This is a genomic window from Rummeliibacillus sp. SL167 (assembly GCF_007896505.1).
Lineage (GTDB): Bacteria > Bacillota > Bacilli > Bacillales_A > Planococcaceae > Rummeliibacillus > Rummeliibacillus suwonensis.
Genome location: NZ_VCBM01000001.1, coordinates 182,018 through 205,334, shown reverse-complemented (window position 1 = coordinate 205,334; position 23,317 = coordinate 182,018). Strand labels below are relative to the sequence as shown.

Sequence of the window (23,317 nt, the reverse complement as noted above, 5' to 3'; positions counted from 1 at the left end):
CAACTGATTTGAAACCCCCATCTCAAATCTATTTGCCATTAGGTGTAATCTATTGGACGAGTAGGTGGGACAGCCACTACTGTGCCCTCTAATACAATCTCTTCGTTACTGTTATTCCCCTCGATTTTTATAATAATTTCACGATTAACAATATCGATATTTTCAACTGTTAATTGAATTTGAACTGTTTCATAATGATACAAAGGCTTTGGATATCGAAATATTTGTTCACGAATATATGCTCCTGCACCAGGTAAATATTTTGAAATAGCTGATGTAACTATTCCAGTTAACATGATTGTAGGTACTACTGGTTTCTCATAAATAGTTTGAGCAGCATAGTCATGTTGTATGTACAAAGGATTATTATCATTTGTTAATCCTAAATACAATAATAAATCCTTATCCTCGATCTTCTCTGTTAACTGAATCGACTCCCCTACTGATAACTCTTCAAGCTGTTTGCCCAGCTTTCCTTTTTTATCAAGTAACACAGGATTCCCCCTTTGAAATCTCCAGTAATTTTATAGTATCAATAATCGTAAGAAAAATCGAGTATGAAAACAAAAAACCGAATAGGCTATACCTACTCGGCTATATTGACACGAAATATTAAGAAAGAACGGTCATGACATTTTTAACTGCTTCGGCAGATTTATCTAAAGCCGTTTTTTCATCTGCGGTTAAATCTAATTCAATAATTTTTTCTATCCCATTACCACCTAAAACCGTTGGGACACCGAGATAAATACCTTCGTAACCATATTCTCCTTCTAAATAAGCAATTACTGGTAGTATACGACGCTGATCTTTAAGAACGGCTTCCGCCATTTCCACAAGGGATGCCGCTGGAGCATAATAGGCAGAACCATTACCTAGTAGATTAACGATTTCACCACCACCAGTACGAGTACGAGCAACAATTTCATCTAAACGTTCTTTAGCAATTAGCGTTTCTAATGGGATGCCACCAGCATAAGAAAAACGCGTTAGCGGAACCATTGTATCACCGTGGCCACCAAGAACGAAACCTGTTACATCTTTAACCGACAGATTTAGTTCTTCTGCCACAAAAGCACGGAAACGAGCAGTATCAAGGACGCCTGATTGACCGATTACTCGGTTTTTAGGGAACCCTGATTCTTTGTACACGGTATAAGTCATCGCATCAACAGGATTTGTTAATACAATGATAATTGAGTTTGGGGAGTATTTAACAATTTCTCCTGTGATTGATTTCATCACTTTTTGATTAATTTGAACTAAATCATCGCGGCTCATACCAGGTTTTCTGGCAACACCCGCAGTGATGATGACTACATCTGAATCTTTCGTATCTTCATAGTGAGAAGTACCAATAATACGAGAATCGAAACCTTGAACTGGAGCAGCTTCAGCCATATCTAAAGCTTTACCTTTTGTTGGATTCTCTGCTTGTGGAATATCGACTAATACAACATCTCCAAGTTCTTTTTGAGCTAATAAAAATGCACTAGTAGCACCAGTGAAACCAGCGCCGATTACTGAGATTTTTTTACGATTAGATGCCATTATAAACTCTCCCTTTTATTTATAATGTAAAAAGGGAACAGGGATAACACCCCGTTCCCTTTTTCAATCTTTCTAATTAGGTTAAAGGTTTTTGATTAATTCATTAGCAAATTCAGAACATTTAACTTCTGTTGCACCATCCATTAGACGAGCAAAGTCATAAGTTACAACTTTAGAAGCAATTGTTTTTTCAACTGAAGCAGTAATGGAATCAGCAGCTTCTTTCCATCCTAAGTGTTCAAGCAAAAGAACGCCTGAAAGAAGAATTGAAGATGGATTAACTTTGTCTAAACCAGTGTATTTAGGAGCTGTACCATGAGTTGCTTCGAAGATTGCGTGTCCAGTTACATAGTTAATATTAGCTCCTGGAGCAATACCGATACCACCAACTTGTGCAGCAAGTGCATCTGAGATGTAGTCACCGTTTAGGTTCATAGTTGCAACAACGTCGAACTCTTTTGGACGAGTCAAAATTTGTTGTAAGAAGATATCAGCGATAGAATCTTTAACTAAGATTTTACCAGCAGCTAAAGCGTCTGCTTGAGCTTTGTCAGCTGCTTCTTGACCTTGTTCAGCTTTAATAGCATCATATTGGTTCCAAGTGAAAGTTTGATCAGCGAATTCATTTTCAGCTACAGCATAACCCCAAGCTTTGAATGCACCTTCAGTGAATTTCATAATGTTACCTTTGTGTACTAAAGTAACTGATTTGCGGCCTTCTTTAATTGCATAATTGATAGCAGCACGCACTAGACGTTCTGTACCTTCTTTAGATACTGGTTTAATACCAATACCAGAAGTTTCTGGGAAACGGATTTTAGTTACGCCCATTTCATTTTGAAGGAAGTTAAGAACTTTTTTCACATCATCTGAACCTTCTTGATATTCGATACCTGCGTAAATATCTTCAGTGTTTTCACGGAAGATTACCATGTCAACATTTTCAGGGTGTTTAACTGGAGAAGGAACACCTTCAAAGTGACGTACTGGACGTAAGCAAACATATAAGTCAAGTTGTTGACGTAATGCTACGTTTAATGAACGAATTCCTCCACCGATTGGTGTTGTAAGAGGTCCTTTAATAGCGATTAAATATTCATTGATTTTGTCTAGAGTTTCTTGTGGTAACCATTCGCCAGTTTTGTCGAATGCTTTTTGACCAGCTAAAACTTCAAGCCATTGAATTTTCTTTTCGCCATTATAAGCTTTTTTTACTGCTGCATCGATTACGCGAGAAGCAGCTGCCCAGATATCAGGGCCAATTCCGTCCCCTTCGATGAATGGAATAACAGGGTTATTTGGTACTTTAAGTACACCATTTTCTACTATGATTTTCTCGTTAGACATTGGTTTCTTTCCTCCTATATTCATACACGTAGGGCAGAAACTCTAAAAGTCTGCCCTGCGATATTACCATTATAGCAATTATCTTTCTTCTACTGGTATATATTTTTGCATACCAGGTCCAACATATTCTGCACGTGGACGAATTAAACGGTTATTAGCATATTGTTCTAAGATGTGAGCTACCCAACCAGATACACGTGAAACAGCGAATACTGGAGTGAATAGATCATGTTCAATACCTAGCGAATCGTAAACTGATGCAGAGAAGAAGTCCACGTTTGCTGGTAAATGTTTTTGTTCTTGAATCATATCATGAATTTTAACTGACATTTCGTAAAGTTCTGGTTTACCTTTTAGTTTTGTCAATTTTTCAGACATTAAACGCAAATGTTTTGCACGTGGGTCACCATTACGGTAAACACGGTGTCCGAAGCCCATGATTTTCTCTTTATGATCTAATTTGTTTTGGATATATGGTTCTACATTATCAACTGAACCAATTTCACTCAACATTTTCATAACTTGTTCATTTGCACCACCGTGAAGAGGCCCTTTAAGAGCACCGATTGCTGCAGTAACACCTGAATACATATCTGATAATGTTGCAACACATACACGAGCAGTAAATGTAGAAGCATTTAATTCGTGGTCAGCGTGAAGCACTAATGCTTTGTTGAAAGCTTCTTCTTCGAGTGGTTGTGGCACTTCACCATGTAGCATATACAAGAAATTAGCTGCATATGACAAATCTTTTTTTGGTGCAACTGGTTCTTTACCAGCGCGGATACGACCAAATGCAGTAACCACTGTTGCTATACGAGCTTGTAATTTGATAGCTTTGCGATAGTTCGCTTCAGTTGACATATCTTCTGCATCTTCATCATATAAACCTAATAGAGATACAGCTGTGCGTAAAGCTGCCATAGGATGAACAGATTGAAGATCGTAAGTTTTGAAGTGGTCCAATACTGCTTGTGGCACTGCCATATTGTCAGCCAATTGTTGTTTTAGCTCTGCTAATTCGTCTGCTTTTGGTAAACGAGTGTGCCATAGTAAGTAAACTACCTCTTCAAAAGATGCGTTTTCTGCTAAATCATCAATGTTATAACCTACATATGTAAGAGTATCATCAATGATTGAACTAATCTTAGTTTCCGCTGCTATAACGCCTTCTAAACCTTTAGTTGTTGCCATTATTCTCGCTCCTTTTTCGATTTCCAATAGCGTTGAAACCAAGTTTCAACTTATCAAAAAAATAGTCAAATCCATATGAACCTATAAGTAAATCGCTTACATTGATATTATAATAAATTTTGACGGCTTTGTGAATGAAAAACCTTCATTTTATGAAAAAACAGCGTTTCGAAGAAAATTTAAGTATTTTATAGAAGATATTAAAATTATTAAGAAAACATAAATTAGTAAAAAAGGAAGTTGGTGACCATATTATAAAATTTCCTGATGAAAATATAAAAAATAATATAAAATTATGGACTTTTATACTTTTTTTAATTTTTTTCGCTTGGCTCATACTACCTGTAACATTAGCAATCGTTTTAGCTTATTTCCTATCGCCCTTACTTCAATTATTCCATAAGCAATTGAAATTGCCTTCGTTTATAACTGCACTTCTGACTGAATTCATAGTAGTTGCAGGTATAACAGTAGGTTTATTGTTCCTAATTTCAGTATTAATAGATACCCTTCCTGTCCTGAAAGAAAACCTATTAAATGTGTCATCGTTCATCCATGTTCCTGTAGCAATTACTACTCAAATCAGGGATCAACTATTTGAGTTATTCGATATATTGTTATCCAAAATATTTCAATCTATACAAGATATCTTACAGCATTTAGTGGAAGTAACGATATTTATTGTAGCATTTTATTTTTCTCTATATGAAACGAGCAGAAATAAACATTGGTTTTTTGTTTATATTCCTGCTCGTTTTAGAAAGCCTATATATACTATTTTCGAAGAGGCGACCACATTATTTAGTTATTTTATGACAGTTGAAATTCGTCTAGCACTTATTACATTTGGAATGCTATCTATTGGCTTTTATTTTCTAGGCTTTTCTCAACCTGTTGGAAAAGCATTACTTGTTTCAGTATGTGATTTTTTACCTTTTTTAGGTATCGGAGTATTTCTAATTCCTATTAGTATTGTATTTATGGCAACCGGAAAAGTTGCAATAGGCATTCAACTGATTGTTTTATATATTGTGATTCAACTGACAAGGCAATTTGCTGAATCCATGATGTGGGCGTCTACCATGCAGATTCGCTCGGTACACGCCTTCATTTTAAGTGCTATTAGTCTATTGCTCTTCGGAGTGGCAGGGATCATTATTAGCCCATTCATATTATTAATCGCTGTGAAATTGCAACGCCATCCTATTTTTGTATCAAAATAATTTGACCATTTTTCATTTTTTTTCGTAACCAATAGTATATGGCAGGCTTAAATAATTTTCTGGTTATTGGAATCACCAGTAAAATCCCAATTATATCAGAAATGAATCCTGGAAGAATGAGCACGATAGAACCAACAAACGTTAATACACCATCGATTATTGCATCTCCAGGTGCCCTTCCCTTTTCAATTTCTCTTTTCAGCTGTTGAAAGGCATTCAATCCTTTTGTTTTAGCTAGATATACACCTAGCACACCTGTTCCGACAATCAATAAAAGGGTTGGGATTGCTCCTATCAATTTTCCTGAAAGTAATACAACAGCTATTTCAACAATTGGTACTGCAATTAAAAGCATTAGAAACTTTCTCATTGCCTTCACCTCTTCTTTAGAATACCCAAAGATGTACAATCTATCAAATCCATATGTTTTGGATTATAAAATTCTTGATGATCCGTAGTAAATAACACCTGAAACGGCATCCATCGATACTTCTTGATTGTTTTTAATCAGTTTAGTAGCATCCTTTACTCCTACGATTACCGGGATTCCTAGACTTAATCCTACAACCGCAGCATGGCTTGTTAAACCACCCTCTTCGGTAATGAGCCCTGCACATTTCGAAATAGCCGGCATCATATCTCTATCTGATCCAATCGTAACGATAATGCGATCCGTTGTGTCTTGGCTTAATGCTTCTTCTGCATTATGCACGACCAATGCTTTTCCGATAGCAGTCGATTTACCAATGCCTTGTCCTCTTGTTAATACATCACCAATGACATGCAATTTCATCAAGTTCGTTGTACCAGCTTCTCCTACTGGCACACCTGCAGTGATCACTACTAAATCTCCATGTTTTACATAACCACGATCAATACTTTGTTGAACAACTTGTTCTAAAACACCATCTGTCGAAGCAACTTGCGGCGCTACGATTGGTTGGACTCCCCAAACAAGCACTAAATTACGACACACTTCTTCGGATGAGGTCATCGCAATAATCGGTACACCCGGACGATATTTAGCAATCATTTTCGCTGTATTACCACTTTCTGTTGGAGCTAGTATGGCAGACACTTGAAGGCTTAAAGAAGTGTGTGCAACAGCTTGACTGATGGCTTCTGTCATGTTGCCACCTTTTTCTTTACTACGCTCATTAACAATACGTTTATGGTCTAATGTTTGTTCAATACGTCTTGCGATTTTATCCATTGTTTTAACTGATTCTAATGGATACAGACCCGCTGCTGTCTCTCCTGACAGCATGATCGCATCTGTACCATCTAAGATGGCATTGGCAACATCACTTGCTTCAGCACGAGTTGGACGAGGATTACGCTGCATCGAATCAAGCATTTGAGTAGCTGTGATAACTGGTTTTCCAGCCTTATTACATTTATGGATCAAATTTTTTTGCACAACTGGGACTTCTTCGGCTGGAATTTCTACGCCTAGATCTCCACGAGCAACCATTAGACCGTCAGATACTTGAATAATTTCATCAATATTATCAACGCCTTCTTGGTTTTCAATTTTTGGAATAATATGAATATGAGCTCCTCCATTTTGTTCGAGCAGCTCACGTATTTCCATAACATCTGAAGGACGACGGACAAAAGAAGCTGCAATAAAATCTACTTTTTGCTCAATCCCAAACAAAATATCTTGAGCATCTTTTTCTGTAATCCCTGGAAGTTGGACTGAAACGCCTGGTACATTGACGCCTTTTTTATTTTTTAAGACACCAGCATTGGCAACTGTTGTATGGATAATACCAGCCTGTTGATCAATACCTGTTACATGTAATTCAATTAATCCATCATCTAGTAAAATAACGGAGCCGACTTGAACGTCTTCAATTAATCTCTCATAAGTAATCGAAAATATATTTTTATTTCCAAGAACCTCTGTCATAGAAATATCGATATTTTGACCTGTTACCAGTTCAATTGCTCCATTTTCCATATTATGTGTACGTATTTCAGGTCCTTTTGTATCAAGTAAAATAGCTATTACTTTACCCGTTTTTTTAGCAGCTTCACGAATGGCTTGAATACGTGCTGCATGTTCCTCATGATTACCATGAGAAAAGTTCAATCGCGCAACATTCATCCCAGCTTCGATTAATGACACCAGTATTTCTTGTGATTCACTTGCGGGTCCAATTGTACAGACAATTTTTGTTTTTCTCATCACTACCACTCCAATCCGTTAGATCGATAATTCTTTCGATAATGTATACATTGATAGTTCAGCTTTATGTTCCTTATTGAATGTTTCTTTCAATTCATAGTCTACCACCTCACGATTATGAATGCCAATAGCCACTCCCCCACGATTTTCCAATAAAGTTTCTACTGCCTTTGCACCGAGTCGGCTAGCAAAAACACGATCTCTAGCAGTTGGTGATCCCCCACGTTGAATATGCCCTAAAACAGATACTCGAGTTTCGATTTCTGCTCTATCTTTAAGTATTTTTGCTAATTCTCCTCCAGACATAACACCTTCAGCTACGATAATAATACTGTGCTTTTTGCCACGTTCATGACCTTGTTTTAATCGCTTGACTAAACCATCAATATCCACAGGAACTTCTGGAATAACGATTGTTTCAGCACCACCTGCTAGTCCTGCCCATAAAGCTAGGTCTCCAGCGTCACGTCCCATGACTTCAATGATAAATGTTCGCTCATGAGAGGTAGCTGTATCACGGATTTTATCAATGCTTTCTATGACTGTGTTTAAAGCTGTATCAAAGCCAATCGTATAGTCTGTACCTGGAATATCATTATCAATCGTTCCAGGAACACCAACGCATGGGAAACCTTTTTCTGTTAAAGCCAGTGCCCCACGATATGAACCATCTCCACCTATGACGACTAATCCTTCAATTCCATGTTTTTTTAATTGTTCAATGGCCTTTTTTTGACCTTGCTCTGTTTTAAATTCGGGACAGCGAGCAGAATATAATATTGTTCCGCCTCTTTGAATAATATCCCCTACATCACCAGCATTTAAATCCTTGATATTTCCTTCGATCAATCCTTGATATCCATGATAAATACCAGCCACTTCTATCCCGTGATAAAGTGCTTTTCTGACCACTGCTCGAACTGCAGCATTCATACCAGGAGCATCTCCACCACTTGTTAATACACCTATTTTTTTCATCTATTTAAACCTCCCGCCAACTCTTCATTTGAACATTTATATTTATGCAGATGTATTGATCGTGCAATCCTACTTTTTCTGATCAACACACCAAATTTCATATGTATTGTGTTCAAATGTTTTATCGTCTGAAAGAAAGAGGCTGATTCAAACGATCATCCGTTTAAAACAGCCCTTTAACCTAATATACCATTATTTTAACTTGTCAGACGTCTTTTGAAAATCTTTATCTGAAAAAGTGCCTATTTTTCTAAATTTATGGTAACGTTGCTCTATTAGTTCTTCCTCTGATAAATCTTTTAATTTGTCTAATGAGCTTTGTAAAACATCTTTTAAAAACTGAGCTTGTTTATGAACATCTTTATGGGCTCCACCTAATACTTCTGGAATTATTTCTTCGATTATATTTTCTTCTTTTAAATCTGGAGCTGTAATCCGCATAGCTTCCGCAGCTTTTTGAGCGAGAGCAGCATCTTTCCATAATATCGATGCTGCTCCCTCAGGTGAAATGACAGAATAAGTAGAGTTTTCTAGCATATGTACGTGATTAGCCACACCTAAAGCTAGTGCTCCGCCACTTCCTCCTTCTCCGATTACAATACTGATAATTGGAACCTTTAATCCTGCCATTTCCAATAAGTTTCTTGCAATGGCTTCACTCTGTCCTCGTTCTTCAGCTGCTTTTCCCGGATATGCCCCCTTTGTGTCAATGAAACAAATAATTGGACGTTTGAACTTCTCCGCTTGTTTCATTAAGCGCAAAGCTTTTCTATAGCCTTCAGGGTGAGACATACCAAAATTGCGGCGAATATTTTCTTTCGTATCTTTTCCACGTTGATGACCGATAATGGTAATTGGCGTTCCTTCAAAACAAGCAATTCCACCAACAATCGCTGCATCATCGCCAAAGGTACGATCACCATGCAGCTCGATAAAATCATCAAAAAGCTCATGAATATAATCAAGCGTCGTTGGTCGCTCTGGATGACGTGCAATTTGGACCCGATCCCAAGGTCTCAAATGGTGATAAATATCTTTTTCAAGATTTGTAAAACGTTCCTCTAACTGTTCAATCTCTTTTGATAAATCTACCTCAGTATTTGATGTAAACTCTTTTAGTTCTGTAATCTTGGAACGTAGTTGAACAAGTGGCTCTTCAAAAGATAATGTTTTTACCATTAGATTGCCTCCCTTACATGCAATTTCACAATTGTACTAACCGTTTTCCGCATTTCATGTCGTGATACAACAGCATCTAATTGACCATGTTCCAATAAAAATTCGGCTGTTTGGAAATCATTTGGCAATTTTTCTCTTACAGTTTGTTCAATCACGCGACGACCAGCAAAACCAATCAACGCTTTTGGCTCTGCTAAATTGATATCACCAAGTGAAGCAAAACTTGCAGAGACGCCTCCTGTTGTCGGATGAGTCATAATCGAAATAAATAAATTTCCTTTTGCTCCATGGCGTTCCAATGCAACGCTTGTTTTGGCCATTTGCATTAGTGAAATAACACCTTCTTGCATTCTTGCCCCACCACTGGCAGTAAAAACAATAAATGGCGCACTAAGCTCAGTGGCTTTCTCTATTGCTCTAGTAATCTTTTCACCAACAACAGATCCCATGGAACCCATACGGAAAAATGAATCCATCACGGCAACAACAACTTGTCTGCCTTCTAATTTTCCAACACCCGTTAAAACGGCTTCATTCAAACCTGTCTTCTGCATATCTGATGTTACTTTTTCAATATATCCTGGGAAATTTAATGGGTTCACTGTTTGTAAATGATCGTCTATTGATTGAAATGATCCTTCATCTAAAAAATCATCAATCCGTTCTTTCGCCGTCATTTTGTGATGATATTGACAATTTGGGCAAACTTTTTTATTTTTTTGTAAATCCTTTGTTAACATAACATGATTACATTCTGGACATTTTGTCATAATACCTTCTGGAACACTATGCTGTTCGCGCGTAATCGTGATATTCTTATTAGGTTTATTTTTTTTAAATAAATCTCGAATACTCATAATCATTCTCTCTCCTTATGTAATAACATTGTCCAAAGTTCAAAAGCCTGGATGGCTTCTTCTGTATGTCCAAGCATGATCTCACTGATAAACGTTTGTAGAAATGGCTGTTCTTCTTCTGTAGACAGTCCATTGTAGGGTTCTTTGCCATATTGTTTTAAAAGTATCCAGATTTTAAGCACAAGCCGGTTATTGGACGTGATAATAATTTCTCTCATCAAATCTTCTCGCTCAATACGTCCCTCTATAATTAAATTTGTTAGCAAACTTTCCCATACTGGTAAATTTCGAAGTTTTTCATCCTCCGCGACGATACGAATGGCATCACGTTCTAAAATCTTCCTTGTTTCGTGAACATTTCTTAAAGTTTTTTCTTCCTGTAAGATAAATGTTGATAATACTTCTACTAATTGATGATTACGAAAATCTGCTACAAATGTCCCCCCACCTCTACGAGTTTCGATCAGGCCTAATAACTCTAAACTGCGCAAAGCTTCTCGAATAGAAGACCGTCCTACATTCAATCGCTCAGCCAAAACACGTTCTGATGGGATTTTACCTCCAGGAGGAATTTTCTCATTTTGAATAATTTCTCGTAATTCACGTACGATTTGTATAAACATTTTCGAAGCGGGTTTATCTACACTCATAGCCGTCTCCCCAGTGCCCAAATATTCTATAAAAGTGGTCTGACCACTTTTGAACAATTTTATCATACAAAAACTGTTAGCATCTGTAAAGTAAAAAACAAAAAACTGTGCGATAGTCACACAGTTTTTTACTTTAGGATGAAATGGCTGTACATTTTTTTAATATAATTTGAGGGAATCCTTTTCTTACCTCAACAATCCCCTCAATGAATAGCATTTCATCTTCTTTTATCCATTCGATGACTTTTATATATTCTTTTGGGAAAATAGTCACAGAAATACTACCTGTTTCATCTTCCATTTCTATAAAACCCATCAATTCGCCCTTTTTAGTCCTTATCTGTTTAATAGCGGCAATCATTCCAACCATTTTAACATATTGACCGCCTGTCATATGTCGTATGATATCTGCAGTAGTTGACTGGATTTGTTGTTCCTGCTTTACTCTTTGAACTGGATGTGTAGATATATACAATCCCAAAACTTCTTTTTCAAATTGTAATTTTAGTTTTTCTGAAATGGGACTAGCTTTCGCATGCTTCGGTTTGCCAAAGAAAAATGATACATCCTCTAAAAGCTGATCCTCTTCTTCAGGTCGATACAATTCGGCATGTTTAACAGCAGCATCGATTGTTGCTAAAAGTATCGCACGATCTTTGCCAAATTCGTCGAGTGCCCCTGCTTTAACCAATGGTTCAATCGCTTTATGCGTAAAATGGATCGCTGTTAAATCGATGGCCATATCAAATATGTCTTGCCACTTCTTATGTCCTTCCGTTCTTCGTATTTCCATTACTTTGTTGATAAATGTATGTGGAACACCTTTGATCGCAGATAATGCAAAGCGAATGGCACCATTTTGAACACGAAACGATCGTCCACTATCATTGATAGATGGCGGTAAAATAACAACACCTTTTTGTTTGGCTTCATGCAATATTTTATTGAATTTATCTCGATTTCCTATCGTAGAAGTTAATAATGCCGCATAAAAATAAGCTGGAAAATGAGCTTTCAAATAGGCCATTTGATAGGAAATGATACTATATGCAACTGCATGACTTTTGGGAAATCCATAATTTGCAAAACGGATGATCAAATTATAAACATCCACTGCAGTTTTCTCGGAGAATCCATTAGCAACTGAATTATGAACAAAGTGAGTCTTTTCCGAATCAAGAACCTCTTTCTTCTTTTTACTTACTGCTCTGCGAAGAATATCCGCTTCTCCCATCGTAAATCCAGCCATTTTAGAAGCAATCAGCATGATTTGTTCTTGATAGACAATCACCCCATATGTTTCACCTAGGATGGATTCTAAAGCAGGATGTGGCATTTCAACACGTTCTTGTCCATGTTTTCGTCTGCTATAAACAGGGATAAAATCCATTGGTCCAGGACGGTATAAAGCATTCACCGCAACGATATCTTGAAAAACAGTCGGCCGGATCTCACGCAAAGCCTTTTTCATACCTTCCGATTCCAATTGGAAAACACCTATTGTATCGCCATTTTGTAATAATTCAAATGTTTTGGGATCATGTAATGGAATTTTCTCGAATTGCAAGAATCTCTTTTGATCATAGTAAATCATCGAACGAATTCTTTCCAAAATAGTCAAATTACGCAAACCTAAAAAGTCCATTTTTAACAAGCCAACTGATTCAACTTCTTGCATTGGCCATTGTGTTAAATAGAGACCTTCATTACCCTTTTCGATTGGCGCCACATTAACGATCGGCTCTGGGCATAGCACAACTCCTGCTGCATGCGTAGATGCGTTGCGTGGCAATCCTTCTAAATTTAAAGCAACTTGCATCCATTGTCTACGGATTTCACTGGAGTTGATAAATCCTCTTAAAGACTCAGACTGCGCTATAGCCTCTTTTAATGTTATGCCAGGTTTTCCAGGTATCAGCTTAGAAATATGGGCAAGCTCTTCACTGTCGAATCCAAAAACACGTGCAACATCACGAGCTACAGCCTTCGCTGATAATGTCCCAAATGTGATGATTTGAGATGTGTAATTTGCTCCATACTTATCTGCAACGTATTGAATCACTTCTTGTCTGCGATAATCAGCAAAATCAACATCGATATCAGGTAGTGTAATACGTTCTGGATTTAAAAATCGTTCAAACAGCAAACCATACTGGATGGGATCTACATCAGTAATGCGCAACGTGTAAGCGACTAAAGAGCTTGCTGAGGAACCACGACCAGGCCCCGTTAAAATATGTTTACTTCTTGCAAATTGGATATAATCTGCAACGATCAAAAAATAATCTGCATAGCCCATTTTTATAATGATGCCTAACTCATAGGACAATCTTTTATGATATTCTCTTCCTGCATGAGGGACACGTTCTTGCAAGCCAGCCAAACAATTTTTTTGTAAAGCTTTGGCTGTCGTCTCTCCCTCTGGCACAGGGAATTTTGGCATATAAAAGCGATCGTAGTTCAGTTCCACTTGGCATGACAAAAGCATCTCTTCCGTTGCTTGCAGCCATTCTGGATGATCCTCAAACCACTCGCAATAGTTTTGTTCAGAAGGTAAAAACTGTTTGCTCTCCCGAAAAGTGAGTTTGTCCTGATCAGCCAATTTAGAACCCAATGAGATGGCCTTTGCTACCTCATATGTAAAAGCATCCTCTTCCTTCACAAAAGTACTTAAATGGGTAGCACATACTTTTAGTGAATTCTCTAAGCAATAAGCAACTATTACCTCTTCTGCCGGATGCCTAATGCCACCTGGACGATCAATTCCCATCCATAAGTAACCTCGGTCAAAAATATTCAAAAGTCTTTCTACTGCTTCATAAGAGTTTTCTTGTTGCCATAAATCATTTGTAATCGGTACTAATGCAATACATCCTTTGTGATACCCTTCTAACCAACGAAGTGGTAATGTTTCATTTTCCCTTAAAGAAATGGATGAAGTCATTTTTAATAGATTTTGATAGCCATCTATATTTTGGGCATACAACACTAATGGCCTAATATCTTCTTGAGAAAACTCAACTTTGACAGTCAGGCCAACAACAGGGTGAATAGCTGTTTTTTTTAGTGCGCGCCAAAAGGGCAATAATCCGTACAATTTTGAATTTGTAATCGCCGCAGCCCTTGCTTTTTCATGTTGAAGGAAGGAAATGAGCTCACTTATGCGAATTGTACTTTTTAGCATGTCCGCAGCTGTCACTATCTGAGAGTATACAGGTTGCATCATCATCTCTTCCTTTCTTTTTTATGCTTTACATAGTTTTTGTAATTTATCGATCATTTCGTCCGCTTCAGACCATTCAAAGATTTTAGCTCCTGAAGCCATTGGATGTCCGCCACCACGATATTGTTTGGCTAAAGTATTAATAATCGGACCTTTTGAACGCAAGCGAACACGGATCTGATCTTCTTCTTCTACGAACATAGCCCATGCTTTGATGCCTTTGACATCGCCAAGCGATCCAACTAATGCAGATGTATCATTAGCTGTCACTCCAAATTCTTTTAAAAGATTGATAGGTAGTTTAATATAAGCTGCGCCGTTTTCATCAATTGAAAAGTTTTGATAGATATACCCTTGTAAATGCAACAATGATCGATCTAATTCATACATACTATTAAATAGCTCTGTACGATCAAAATCATATTGAATAAGTTCCCCTACTACGTGAAACGTCGTTTCTGTTGTGCTAGGGTAAATAAAGCGTCCTGTATCGCCAACGATACCTGCAAATAATAGGCGCGCACCTTTTGCATCCAGTTTCCAACCAGCTATTTCTTGACCTTTCTTAAATAATTCATAAATCATTTCACTACAAGAACTGGCAGAAGTATTAATCCACAATAAATTGCCATATGCATCATCATTAGGATGATGATCTATTTTAATCAAAAATGCCCCTGTATGATAACGTTGATCATCTACTCGTTCCGTATTGGCAGTATCTGTACAAATAACTAGCGCATTCTGGTATACATCATCTGCAATCACTTCAGGTTTGCCTAAATAGTCAAAAGCCAGATCATGTTCACCAACAGCATATATATTTTTTTCTGGGTAAGTAGCTTGCAGAATTGCTTGTAATCCAAGCTGTGAGCCATATGCATCTGGGTCAGGACGTACATGTCGGTGAATAATGATCGTATCATACGATTGAATCGTTTCAATAATTTTGGTTTTCAAGAAAAAACCTCCTACTAATAAATGGTCTCTCATAAGGAACTCCCTACTTCTTACTATCTTTTTTTAAACATTATCGTTAAAATAAAGACAGATTTGCTTTTTTAGGAGGAGCACCATGAGTAATATCTTAAATATTATTTTAGCATTTTTAATTGTTATTTCATTTGTGTTTTATTTATATTTTAAAACAAAGCAATTCCGCACAAACTTACCAATTCATAAAAAATGGTATGCTAATCGAGCAGGTGTTTCACTTGGCATCCTATTGACCTTATTTGGAATCAACCAAATGATTATATATCATACTACCCTTACATATATAGTCTGCACGATTATGATTCTATTCGGGGTATATGCCTCTATTAACTATAATAAGCGTGTTCGCCACTATGGTCAGTATATTGCGGAAGAAGAGGAATTGAACAAAAAGTGATGCACAAAAGTGTGCATCACTTTTTTGGTTGCATATAAATATATCTATCCGCTAACGTTCAAGTATTTGAAATGTAGCCATTGCTTTCCCAACTAGCATTTCTTCGCTAAACACTTCAAAGTCCATTTTTGCAAATTTACGGCTCATATCAAGTATTTGTGGTTTTACGATAACCATCGTTTCCATTTGAATAGGTTTGATAAAGTAAATAGCCATATTCTCTAATACGCTTTCTCCACGTTTCACCTTTTTCAACATAAAGGAACCCGATTCAACCACTAAAGTCATAAATGCCCCATATGAAATAGCACCAAATTGATTAGTCATTTGTGGTGTTACGGAGAATTTAACAGTATTTTCCTCATCTTCTGAATCAATGGATATTTCATTTTTCACCAAATCATCAATCGTTTCTCCATGTTGTGGTTGTCTTTGCGCCATTTGCAATGCCTTTAAAACATCTTGACGACTAACAACGCCTTGTAAAACCCCATGCTCGTCCGCAACCGGCAAAAGATCAATACCTTCCCAAATCATTCTATGCCCCGCAGTAGCTACACTTGTTTTTAATGTTACAGTAATTGGATTGCGTGTCATCAATCGATCGATATGATCGCTATCCAACTTACCAATCAGGTCACGAGCTGTAACGATTCCAACAATTTTCCCATGCTTATCTACAACAGGATATCCACCATGATTTGTCTTAGAATTGAGTAGATTATAATCTTTTACAGTGTCTGTTGATCTTAAATAAGATGTATTTTTAATCGGAATGACAATATCTTCAATTAGCAAAATCTCCTTTTTGATCAATTGGTCATAAATAGCACGGTTGATCATCGTCGCAACTGTAAACGTATCATAACTTGTTGAAATAATAGGAAGCTCTAGCTGATCTGCTAATTTCTTTGTTTCATCGGTCGTATCAAATCCACCTGTAATTAAAACAGCAGCTCCTGCTTTTAGAGCATACTCATGTGTCCGTTCCCGATTTCCTACGATTAGTAGACTCCCTGCATCTGTATAACGCATCATATCTTCTAATTTCATCGCACCAATAACAAATTTCGTTAACGTTTTGTGCAGACCACTTTTGCCACCTAATACTTGACCTTCAACAATATTAACAATCTCTGCAAATGTAAGTCTTTCGATATTTTCTTTTTTCTTTTTTTCGATACGAATTGTCCCTACGCGTTCGATCGTACTAACTAATCTTCTCGTTTCAGCCTCTTTAATTGCACGATAAGCTGTGCCTTCACTAACGGACATCTCTTTAGCAATTTGACGAACTGAAATTTTATCTCCTACTGGTAATGATTCAATATATTGAAGAATCTTTTCATGTTTTGTAGCCAAAAAATCACCTATTTTCCAACATCGTTCTTGGCTTAAGTGTAACATAATTTGGCCATTTTCTTTAATAATTTAACCTTTGAAACCAAGATTATTATATATAATTCAATTAAATGTCAAATTTATCGCCAGGTTTCATCACTTGAACAGTAGTATTCGACACCATTTCGGCAAATTCTTCAGGATCTTGCTCGATGACCGGAAATGTATTGTAATGGATAGGTACGACCTCTTTTGGTTTCAAAAATTGGGCAGCTCTAGCAGCATCTTCTGGCCCCATCGTAAAATTATCGCCGATTGGCAAAAATGCAACATCGATTGGATGGTTTTCGCCGATTAGTTTCATATCTGAGAATAGTGCCGTATCTCCTGCGTGATAAATTGTTTTTCCCTCCACAAATAGAAGAATTCCTGCAGGCATGCCTGTATAAATAATTTGTTGATCATCCGTTACATAAGATGAGCCATGGAAGGCCTGTGTGAATTTTACTTTACCAAAATCAAATTGATGTGAGCCTCCTATATGCATAGGATGCGTTTGAATGCCTTGCCAAGAAAGATACACAGCTAACTCATTTGGAGCAATTACCAAAGCCCCAGATTGTTTTGCAATTTCAATGGTATCGCCGACATGATCATTATGACCATGCGTTAGCAAAATAATATCTGGCTTCTGTTCTTCCACCTTTAAATCTGTCAAACTGTTACCTGTAATAAAAGGATCCATTAAAATTGTGTAGCCATTCGTTTTAACTTTCACAATAGAATGTCCATGATAAGAAATTTGCATGATGTATCATCCTTTCAATGTATAGCTTCACTATATTTCAATTCGTTATTGATACATATTTTCCTCTTTTTTGGTAGACTATAGTTGAAAAGAGTTACTTAAATTGAAATTAGTTTTCTATCATTATTTCAAGAGCTCTAATATTTCTAAGGAGGATTCTTATGAACAAGGTTCAATTGATTCAAAATTATTTACAAGAAAACAACATCGATGCAGCATTTATTACAACACCTGATAACGTATTTTATCTCTCAGGTTTTAGTAGCGATCCTCATGAGCGTCTTCTTGGCGTAATGGTATTTAAAAATGCACAACCATTTATGATTTGCCCTAAAATGGAAGTTCCTGATGCCAAATCCGCTGGCTGGTCATACGAAGTGGTAGGTCATGATGATACGGAAAATGCATGGGAAATTTTCCATAACACTGCTGAAACTCGTAATGTCCCATTAAATACAATTGCTATTGAAAAAAATCATTTAACCGTTGAACGTTTAGAGTCTTTACAAGCATTTTATCCAGCAACTAACTTCGTTGGTATAGACAAACAACTCAACAATATGCGTTTAGTCAAATCGAAAGATGAATTAGAAAAACTACGTGAAGCAGCTAAACTAGCTGACTATGCTATTGAAGTTGGCTGTCATGAACTAGCAGAAGGCAAAACTGAAATTGAAGTATTGTCTGCTATCGAAGCAGCAATGAAAGAAAAAGGTGTCTACATGTCATTCGACACAATGGTACTTACTGGATTAAACGCCGCTTCTCCACATGGAACACCAGGAACTCAAAAGATCCAAAAAGGCGATTTAGTACTATTCGATCTTGGCGTGATTTATGAAGGTTACTGCTCAGACATTACTCGTACAGTAGCATTTGGTGATCCTTCCGAAGCACAAAAAACTGTCTATGAAGCTGTCAAAAATGCGAATGAAGCCGCAATTGCTGCTGTTAAGCCAGGTGTACGAGCTATGGATTTAGATAAAATCGCTCGTGATGTCATTCGTGAAGCTGGCTATGGTGAATATTTCACCCATCGTCTTGGTCATGGTCTTGGAATATCCGTACATGAATTTCCATCTGTACATGGTGCAAACGAAATTGCCATCAAAGAAGGAATGGTCTTTACCATCGAACCAGGTATCTACAAAGGCGATACAGCGGGTGTCCGTATTGAAGACGATATTTATGTAACGGCTGATGGCGTAGAAGTTTTAACAAGCTTCCCCAAAGAATTGCAAATCATTCAACCAAAATAAGAGGAATTATTTTTAGATAAAAAAGAGGGACTCGAAAATCGTTGGATAAACGATCGTTGAGTCACCTCTTTATTTTTTGTTAAGATTTCATTTCATTATAATAGTGAATCAGCTGGAACATATGGATAGTTCAACGCTTCCGCTACAGCTTCAAACGTAACATTGCCATCCAATGTATTGACTCCTTTTTTCAATGCCTCGTTTGTTAAGCATGCACGTCTATAGCCTTTATTGGCAATTTCTAATGCATAAGGAACTGTATTATTGGTTAAAGCGATCGTTGATGTACGAGGCACAGCACCTGGCATGTTTGCTACTGCATAGTGGACGACACCATGCTTGATAAATGTTGGATTATCATGTGTTGTGATATGATCAGATGTTTCAAAAATACCTCCTTGGTCAATAGCAATATCTACCACTACAGAACCTGGAGACATAGACTCGATCATTTCTTCAGTTACTAGTTTTGGTGCTTTTGCTCCTGGAATTAGTACAGCTCCAATGACTAAATCAGAATGTTTTACGGATTCAGCAATATTATATGGATTAGACATTAATGTTTGTATATCATTTCCAAATTGATCTTCTAATTGACGTAAGCGTTCAGGATTTAAATCGATGATCGTTACTTCGGCACCCATACCAATTGCCACTTTTGCGGCATTAGTACCTGCCATACCTCCGCCGATAATCGTTACTTTAGCACGTGGTACCCCAGACACGCCACCAAGTAAAATTCCTTTTCCGCCTTCTTGTCTTTCTAAATATTGCGCACCAATTTGCGTAGCCATACGTCCTGCTACTTCGCTCATTGGCGTTAATAATGGTAATGAACGATTTGGTAATTGCACCGTTTCATATGCAATGGCTACTACTTTTTTATCAAGTAGCGCTTGAGTTAACTCAGGTTCAGGAGCTAAATGTAAATAAGTGAAAAGAATTTGCCCTTCATAAAAGTAATCATACTCTGGAGATATTGGTTCTTTCACCTTCATGACCATTTCTTGCTTCCAAGCTTCTTGCGCTGTTGGAACAATATGCGCTCCTGCTGCTTGATAATCTTTGTCTGTGAAGCCTGAACCTAATCCTGCCCCTGTTTCAATAAATACCTCATGACCAAACGTCGCTAAGTTTACAACTCCAGCTGGTGTCATAGCCACACGGTTTTCATTGTTTTTAATCTCCTTTGGAATACCAATCTTCATACTCCATCCTCCTCATGTGTAAAAAATATCGATTGTTTTTTATGTATAAAGTTGTACCCACATAAAAACAAGTTCATTGTATCAGATTTCTATAATATTTTGTTGATAATTTTGAAAATTATTTTTTGAAAGCACTACCAAAAAGAGAAAACAAATTTCCTGTAAAACGCACACATAAGTCTGAATATTAATGTTCATATCGATGGAATATATTTGTTTTTTCAGACGTATTGATGATTAGGCAGAAATCAGCAAATATCTTTGACATAATTCGATGAGACTAATTCAATTTCCCACGGGAAAAGCGAGCAAGCCGCAGCGGAAAACAACGAATTCTTCCTATCTTTATGGATAAAATCGGATAATTAACACACCTGATTTTTTATCTATATTTAGTATTAATTGATTAAATCCATACCTAGTGAAAAATCTATGAAATTGATTTGATTCTATTATTTCCATAGTTATATTATATTTTACGAAATTTTGAATTTGGAAATTTAGGGAGAGTATTTCTAAAAGAAGGATGTTATAATAGAAACATAAAAAAGGAGGAATCCATTATGGCATTAAATTATAAAAACATCGTTGTAGCAGTAGATGGTTCAAAAGAAGCTGAATACGCATTCAAAAAGGCTGTTGCTATAGCAAATCGTAACGAAGCGGCTCTATATTTAGTCAATATTATTGATACTCGTTCTTTTGCGGCAATTGAAGCTTATGATCGTTCCATTCAAGAACGCGCTCAAGAATTCGCGGAAGAATTATTAGAAGGCTACAAAAAAGAAGCTGAAACTTCAGGTGTTAAAGATATAAACGTATTAATTGAATACGGTTCTCCAAAAACAATCATCACAAAAGAAGTTTCTAGCAAAGTTAACGCAGATTTAATCATCTGTGGTGCTACTGGTCTTAATGCTGTAGAAAGATTCTTAATCGGTAGTGTATCTGAAAATATTGTACGCTCTGCAAAATGCGATGTACTTGTTGTTCGTACAGATTCAGCTGCCAAAGAAAAATAATTTGAACAAAACTGTTTGAAAAATAACAAAAGGTGCTATTCAGTGTCAATCTGAATAGTACCTTTTTCAATGATAGATTCTATTTTAAGCAAGACGCTGTCATGTTACATTCCGAAACATGCGGAACATATAACATGCTCTGTAAGCTTTCGAAAGCCCATCCTGAGTTATGTTGATAAACCTTATTTTTGTTCTTTCTTCCATTTCTGAACTTTAGCAAAGAATAATTCTAATGCTTTTATATTTTTTAAATTGGGGACCTTTGCTAATAATACTTCTTTTACAGGTTTACCTGTATCATTTTTCTTTTGCAGTATAAATAAGCACTTTTCATGTGCTTTACTTTTGAAAAGTTCATCCGGCAATTGCACAACTGCTTGAATCCAAGCTTTTGAAGTAATAAATTTATTTAATATGGAGGACTGTTCAGATTCGAATATATGGTTTGGTACTAGGAAGAAAAGATATCCTCCATCTTTTACATATTTTAATGATTGCTCGATAAATAAATGATGAGCATATGTCATTCCTTCTGGTGCTTTCACCTCATAATCTTTTGCGACTTCATCATTGGGATAATAGCCAACAGGAAGATCACATATAACGGCATCTACAGGATCAATGATTAAGTTCTCTAGTGCATCCTGACGATATAAAGATACGGATCGCTTTTCTAATTCTGCAGATGCCGCTGCAAGTTGTATCAGTAAGTCATCAATTTCTACACCAATGCCTTCTATTTTATCTCCCACTAAGCCCATTACAGTTAATAGCAAATTACCAGTTCCGATCGCTGGATCCAATACAGTAATTTTTCCATTGGATGTCAACTCTTTTTCATAAAACTGTTCTACAAAATATCCTAATAGCAGCCCAAGTGAATCAGGAGTCATTTGGTGATTGGGCTGTGTGCTCTGATGCATACCCTTTAATAGGACTAGCTGTATCGCTTTACGAATTTCTTCTTTAGAAGGTTCAAGATCAGCGGGTTTTATCTCACCCTCTAGCCATGTGTTTAGCGTTTCAAGAACACCCTCTAAATAAGTCATCTCATGCTCTTTCGCGGTATTTTCTGTGTATTCATCTATAAATGAAAATAGTTTTTCAATCGTTTCCATTTTCTTCTCCCTCAAAATGGAAACCCACTCAAACTAACGAGTGGGTTTCAACTTGTTTCTTTATTTCTTCCTATCCATTACGCCCAGCGTAATGGCATCCAGATTTTTCAAACTTACTCGAAAAGCTCCTTGTCAAAATCCATGATATGATATTCGCCAACGTAGGCTCTATCTCGATTCGGCGACCATTTGTACCTCTAAATAGGAAATACGACATTTATCTCGCCACCTATAAGAGAGATGTGCTGAATCAAGATAAAACTCACTTATTTTTCAGTGATTTTACAGCAGCTATGGCACTATCATAGTCCGGATGATTGGTACCTTCTGATACGTATTCTACATAAGAAACCTTTCCTTCTTTATCGACAACAAAGATGGAACGAGCTAATAAACGCAATTCTTTCATATGAACACCGTATGCATCACCGAAAGATAAATCACGATGATCGGATAAAGTATGGACGTTTTGGATACCATTTGCACCGCACCAACGTTTTTGAGCAAATGGAAGGTCACAAGAGATCGTTAAGATAACTACATCTTCACCTAATCCTGCTGCTTCTTCATTAAAACGACGAGTTTGTGCATCACATACACCTGTATCTAATGATGGAACAACACTGATTAAAACAGTTTGACCTGCAAAATCTGATAAATGTTTTTCTGTAAGATCTGTTGATAACACCGTGAAGTCAGGTGCTTTGTCACCTACTTTAATTTCTGGTCCTACTAATGTTACTGGTTTGTTAATAAATGTTACCTGTACCAT

Annotated in this window: 21 protein-coding genes; 4 read left to right on the top strand and 17 right to left on the bottom strand. The window is 36.9% G+C overall.

The genetic code is table 11. The annotated features are described in order from the left end of the window. Positions 1-38: 38 nt before the first annotated feature. From FEZ13_RS00825 to citZ, 4 genes are all read right to left on the bottom strand, one after another. A complete protein-coding gene (locus FEZ13_RS00825) occupies positions 39-494 on the bottom strand; it encodes a MaoC/PaaZ C-terminal domain-containing protein (RefSeq protein WP_146551090.1) in 456 nt (151 codons plus the stop codon). 118 nt (positions 495-612) lie between these two features. Beyond that, positions 613-1,551, bottom strand: a complete 939-nt coding sequence (gene mdh, locus FEZ13_RS00820) for a malate dehydrogenase (protein WP_146551089.1) — start codon at positions 1,549-1,551, stop codon at positions 613-615. An 81-nt stretch (positions 1,552-1,632) separates the two neighbouring features. Then, positions 1,633-2,898: an NADP-dependent isocitrate dehydrogenase gene (gene icd / locus FEZ13_RS00815; RefSeq protein WP_146551088.1), complete on the bottom strand. Its 1,266-nt coding sequence runs from the start codon at positions 2,896-2,898 to the stop codon at positions 1,633-1,635. 78 nt (positions 2,899-2,976) lie between these two features. After that, positions 2,977-4,092 (bottom strand): citrate synthase, encoded by a 1,116-nt coding sequence (citZ, locus tag FEZ13_RS00810; protein WP_146548031.1) that lies wholly within the window; start codon positions 4,090-4,092, stop codon positions 2,977-2,979. Between the two features lie 197 nt (positions 4,093-4,289). On the opposite strand from citZ, the gene FEZ13_RS00805 reads away from it, so the two are divergent. Further along, a complete protein-coding gene (locus FEZ13_RS00805) occupies positions 4,290-5,315 on the top strand; it encodes an AI-2E family transporter (RefSeq protein WP_146551087.1) in 1,026 nt (341 codons plus the stop codon). Here the strand turns inward: FEZ13_RS00805 and FEZ13_RS00800 are convergent. The 8 genes from FEZ13_RS00800 to FEZ13_RS00765 form a co-directional block, all read right to left on the bottom strand. Beyond that, positions 5,296-5,685, bottom strand: a complete 390-nt coding sequence (locus FEZ13_RS00800; protein WP_146551086.1) for an FxsA family protein — start codon at positions 5,683-5,685, stop codon at positions 5,296-5,298. The genes FEZ13_RS00805 and FEZ13_RS00800 overlap by 20 nt on opposite strands. A gap of 63 nt (positions 5,686-5,748) precedes the next feature. Beyond that, positions 5,749-7,509, bottom strand: coding sequence for a pyruvate kinase (pyk, locus tag FEZ13_RS00795; RefSeq protein ID WP_146551085.1), 1,761 nt, complete (start codon positions 7,507-7,509; stop codon positions 5,749-5,751). 18 nt (positions 7,510-7,527) lie between these two features. Beyond that, a complete protein-coding gene (gene pfkA, locus FEZ13_RS00790; RefSeq protein ID WP_146551084.1) occupies positions 7,528-8,487 on the bottom strand; it encodes a 6-phosphofructokinase in 960 nt (319 codons plus the stop codon). Between the two features lie 192 nt (positions 8,488-8,679). After that, entirely contained in the window at positions 8,680-9,666 is a 987-nt protein-coding gene (accA, locus tag FEZ13_RS00785) for an acetyl-CoA carboxylase carboxyl transferase subunit alpha (RefSeq protein WP_146551083.1), read from the bottom strand. Then, positions 9,666-10,523 carry an acetyl-CoA carboxylase, carboxyltransferase subunit beta gene (accD, locus tag FEZ13_RS00780; RefSeq protein ID WP_146551082.1) on the bottom strand — a complete coding sequence of 286 codons (858 nt, stop codon included), beginning with the start codon at positions 10,521-10,523 and terminating at the stop codon, positions 9,666-9,668. Before accD ends, accA begins: the two co-directional genes overlap by 1 nt. A gap of 2 nt (positions 10,524-10,525) precedes the next feature. Then, on the bottom strand, positions 10,526-11,173 hold the full coding sequence (locus FEZ13_RS00775; protein ID WP_146551081.1) for a FadR/GntR family transcriptional regulator: 648 nt from the start codon (positions 11,171-11,173) through the stop codon (positions 10,526-10,528). A 133-nt stretch (positions 11,174-11,306) separates the two neighbouring features. Further along, positions 11,307-14,396: a DNA polymerase III subunit alpha gene (gene dnaE / locus FEZ13_RS00770; RefSeq protein WP_146552717.1), complete on the bottom strand. Its 3,090-nt coding sequence runs from the start codon at positions 14,394-14,396 to the stop codon at positions 11,307-11,309. Positions 14,397-14,417: 21 nt separating this feature from the next. After that, positions 14,418-15,356 carry a DHH family phosphoesterase gene (locus tag FEZ13_RS00765; protein ID WP_146551080.1) on the bottom strand — a complete coding sequence of 313 codons (939 nt, stop codon included), beginning with the start codon at positions 15,354-15,356 and terminating at the stop codon, positions 14,418-14,420. A 115-nt stretch (positions 15,357-15,471) separates the two neighbouring features. Here FEZ13_RS00765 and FEZ13_RS00760 point away from each other — a divergent pair, with 115 nt between their 5' ends. Further along, the gene (locus tag FEZ13_RS00760; protein WP_146551079.1) at positions 15,472-15,789 is read left to right on the top strand and encodes a YtpI family protein; all 318 of its coding nucleotides are present in this window, start codon (positions 15,472-15,474) and stop codon (positions 15,787-15,789) included. 51 nt (positions 15,790-15,840) lie between these two features. Here the strand turns inward: FEZ13_RS00760 and FEZ13_RS00755 are convergent, their stop codons facing one another. Both FEZ13_RS00755 and FEZ13_RS00750 read right to left on the bottom strand, forming a co-directional pair. Next, entirely contained in the window at positions 15,841-17,151 is a 1,311-nt protein-coding gene (locus tag FEZ13_RS00755) for a DRTGG domain-containing protein (protein ID WP_146548021.1), read from the bottom strand. Between the two features lie 106 nt (positions 17,152-17,257). Next, entirely contained in the window at positions 17,258-17,938 is a 681-nt protein-coding gene (locus tag FEZ13_RS00750; protein WP_146551078.1) for a metal-dependent hydrolase, read from the bottom strand. Between the two features lie 161 nt (positions 17,939-18,099). Between FEZ13_RS00750 and FEZ13_RS00745 the strand changes: the two genes are divergently transcribed. After that, a complete protein-coding gene (locus FEZ13_RS00745; protein ID WP_146551077.1) occupies positions 18,100-19,197 on the top strand; it encodes a M24 family metallopeptidase in 1,098 nt (365 codons plus the stop codon). A gap of 95 nt (positions 19,198-19,292) precedes the next feature. Here the strand turns inward: FEZ13_RS00745 and ald are convergent, their stop codons facing one another. Then, the gene (ald, locus tag FEZ13_RS00740; protein WP_146551076.1) at positions 19,293-20,405 is read right to left on the bottom strand and encodes an alanine dehydrogenase; all 1,113 of its coding nucleotides are present in this window, start codon (positions 20,403-20,405) and stop codon (positions 19,293-19,295) included. A 563-nt stretch (positions 20,406-20,968) separates the two neighbouring features. On the opposite strand from ald, the gene FEZ13_RS00735 reads away from it, so the two are divergent. Then, positions 20,969-21,427 carry a universal stress protein gene (locus tag FEZ13_RS00735; RefSeq protein WP_146551075.1) on the top strand — a complete coding sequence of 153 codons (459 nt, stop codon included), beginning with the start codon at positions 20,969-20,971 and terminating at the stop codon, positions 21,425-21,427. A 182-nt stretch (positions 21,428-21,609) separates the two neighbouring features. Here FEZ13_RS00735 and FEZ13_RS00730 read toward each other — a convergent pair whose 3' ends face one another. Both FEZ13_RS00730 and tpx read right to left on the bottom strand, forming a co-directional pair. Next, a complete protein-coding gene (locus FEZ13_RS00730; protein WP_146551074.1) occupies positions 21,610-22,545 on the bottom strand; it encodes a class I SAM-dependent methyltransferase in 936 nt (311 codons plus the stop codon). Positions 22,546-22,807: 262 nt separating this feature from the next. Then, positions 22,808-23,317 carry a thiol peroxidase gene (gene tpx, locus FEZ13_RS00725; RefSeq protein ID WP_146551073.1) on the bottom strand — a complete coding sequence of 170 codons (510 nt, stop codon included), beginning with the start codon at positions 23,315-23,317 and terminating at the stop codon, positions 22,808-22,810.

Excerpts from the sequence above, each read along its gene's own strand:
- icd (WP_146551088.1), bottom strand. The coding sequence starts at position 2,898 with ATGTCTAACGAGAAAATCATAGTAGAAAATGGTGTACTTAAAGTACCA.
- accA (WP_146551083.1), bottom strand. The coding sequence starts at position 9,666 with ATGGTAAAAACATTATCTTTTGAAGAGCCACTTGTTCAACTACGTTCC.
- FEZ13_RS00760 (WP_146551079.1), top strand. The coding sequence starts at position 15,472 with ATGAGTAATATCTTAAATATTATTTTAGCATTTTTAATTGTTATTTCA.
- FEZ13_RS00730 (WP_146551074.1), bottom strand. The coding sequence starts at position 22,545 with ATGGAAACGATTGAAAAACTATTTTCATTTATAGATGAATACACAGAA.
- ald (WP_146551076.1), bottom strand. The coding sequence starts at position 20,405 with ATGAAGATTGGTATTCCAAAGGAGATTAAAAACAATGAAAACCGTGTG.
- tpx (WP_146551073.1), bottom strand. The coding sequence starts at position 23,317 with ATGGTACAGGTAACATTTATTAACAAACCAGTAACATTAGTAGGACCA.
- FEZ13_RS00735 (WP_146551075.1), top strand. The coding sequence starts at position 20,969 with ATGGCATTAAATTATAAAAACATCGTTGTAGCAGTAGATGGTTCAAAA.
- mdh (WP_146551089.1), bottom strand. The coding sequence starts at position 1,551 with ATGGCATCTAATCGTAAAAAAATCTCAGTAATCGGCGCTGGTTTCACT.
- FEZ13_RS00750 (WP_146551078.1), bottom strand. The coding sequence starts at position 17,938 with ATGCAAATTTCTTATCATGGACATTCTATTGTGAAAGTTAAAACGAAT.
- pyk (WP_146551085.1), bottom strand. The coding sequence starts at position 7,509 with ATGAGAAAAACAAAAATTGTCTGTACAATTGGACCCGCAAGTGAATCA.
- dnaE (WP_146552717.1), bottom strand. The coding sequence starts at position 14,396 with ATGCAACCTGTATACTCTCAGATAGTGACAGCTGCGGACATGCTAAAA.
- FEZ13_RS00800 (WP_146551086.1), bottom strand. The coding sequence starts at position 5,685 with ATGAGAAAGTTTCTAATGCTTTTAATTGCAGTACCAATTGTTGAAATA.
- citZ (WP_146548031.1), bottom strand. The coding sequence starts at position 4,092 with ATGGCAACAACTAAAGGTTTAGAAGGCGTTATAGCAGCGGAAACTAAG.
- FEZ13_RS00745 (WP_146551077.1), top strand. The coding sequence starts at position 18,100 with ATGAACAAGGTTCAATTGATTCAAAATTATTTACAAGAAAACAACATC.
- FEZ13_RS00775 (WP_146551081.1), bottom strand. The coding sequence starts at position 11,173 with ATGAGTGTAGATAAACCCGCTTCGAAAATGTTTATACAAATCGTACGT.
- pfkA (WP_146551084.1), bottom strand. The coding sequence starts at position 8,487 with ATGAAAAAAATAGGTGTATTAACAAGTGGTGGAGATGCTCCTGGTATG.
- accD (WP_146551082.1), bottom strand. The coding sequence starts at position 10,523 with ATGAGTATTCGAGATTTATTTAAAAAAAATAAACCTAATAAGAATATC.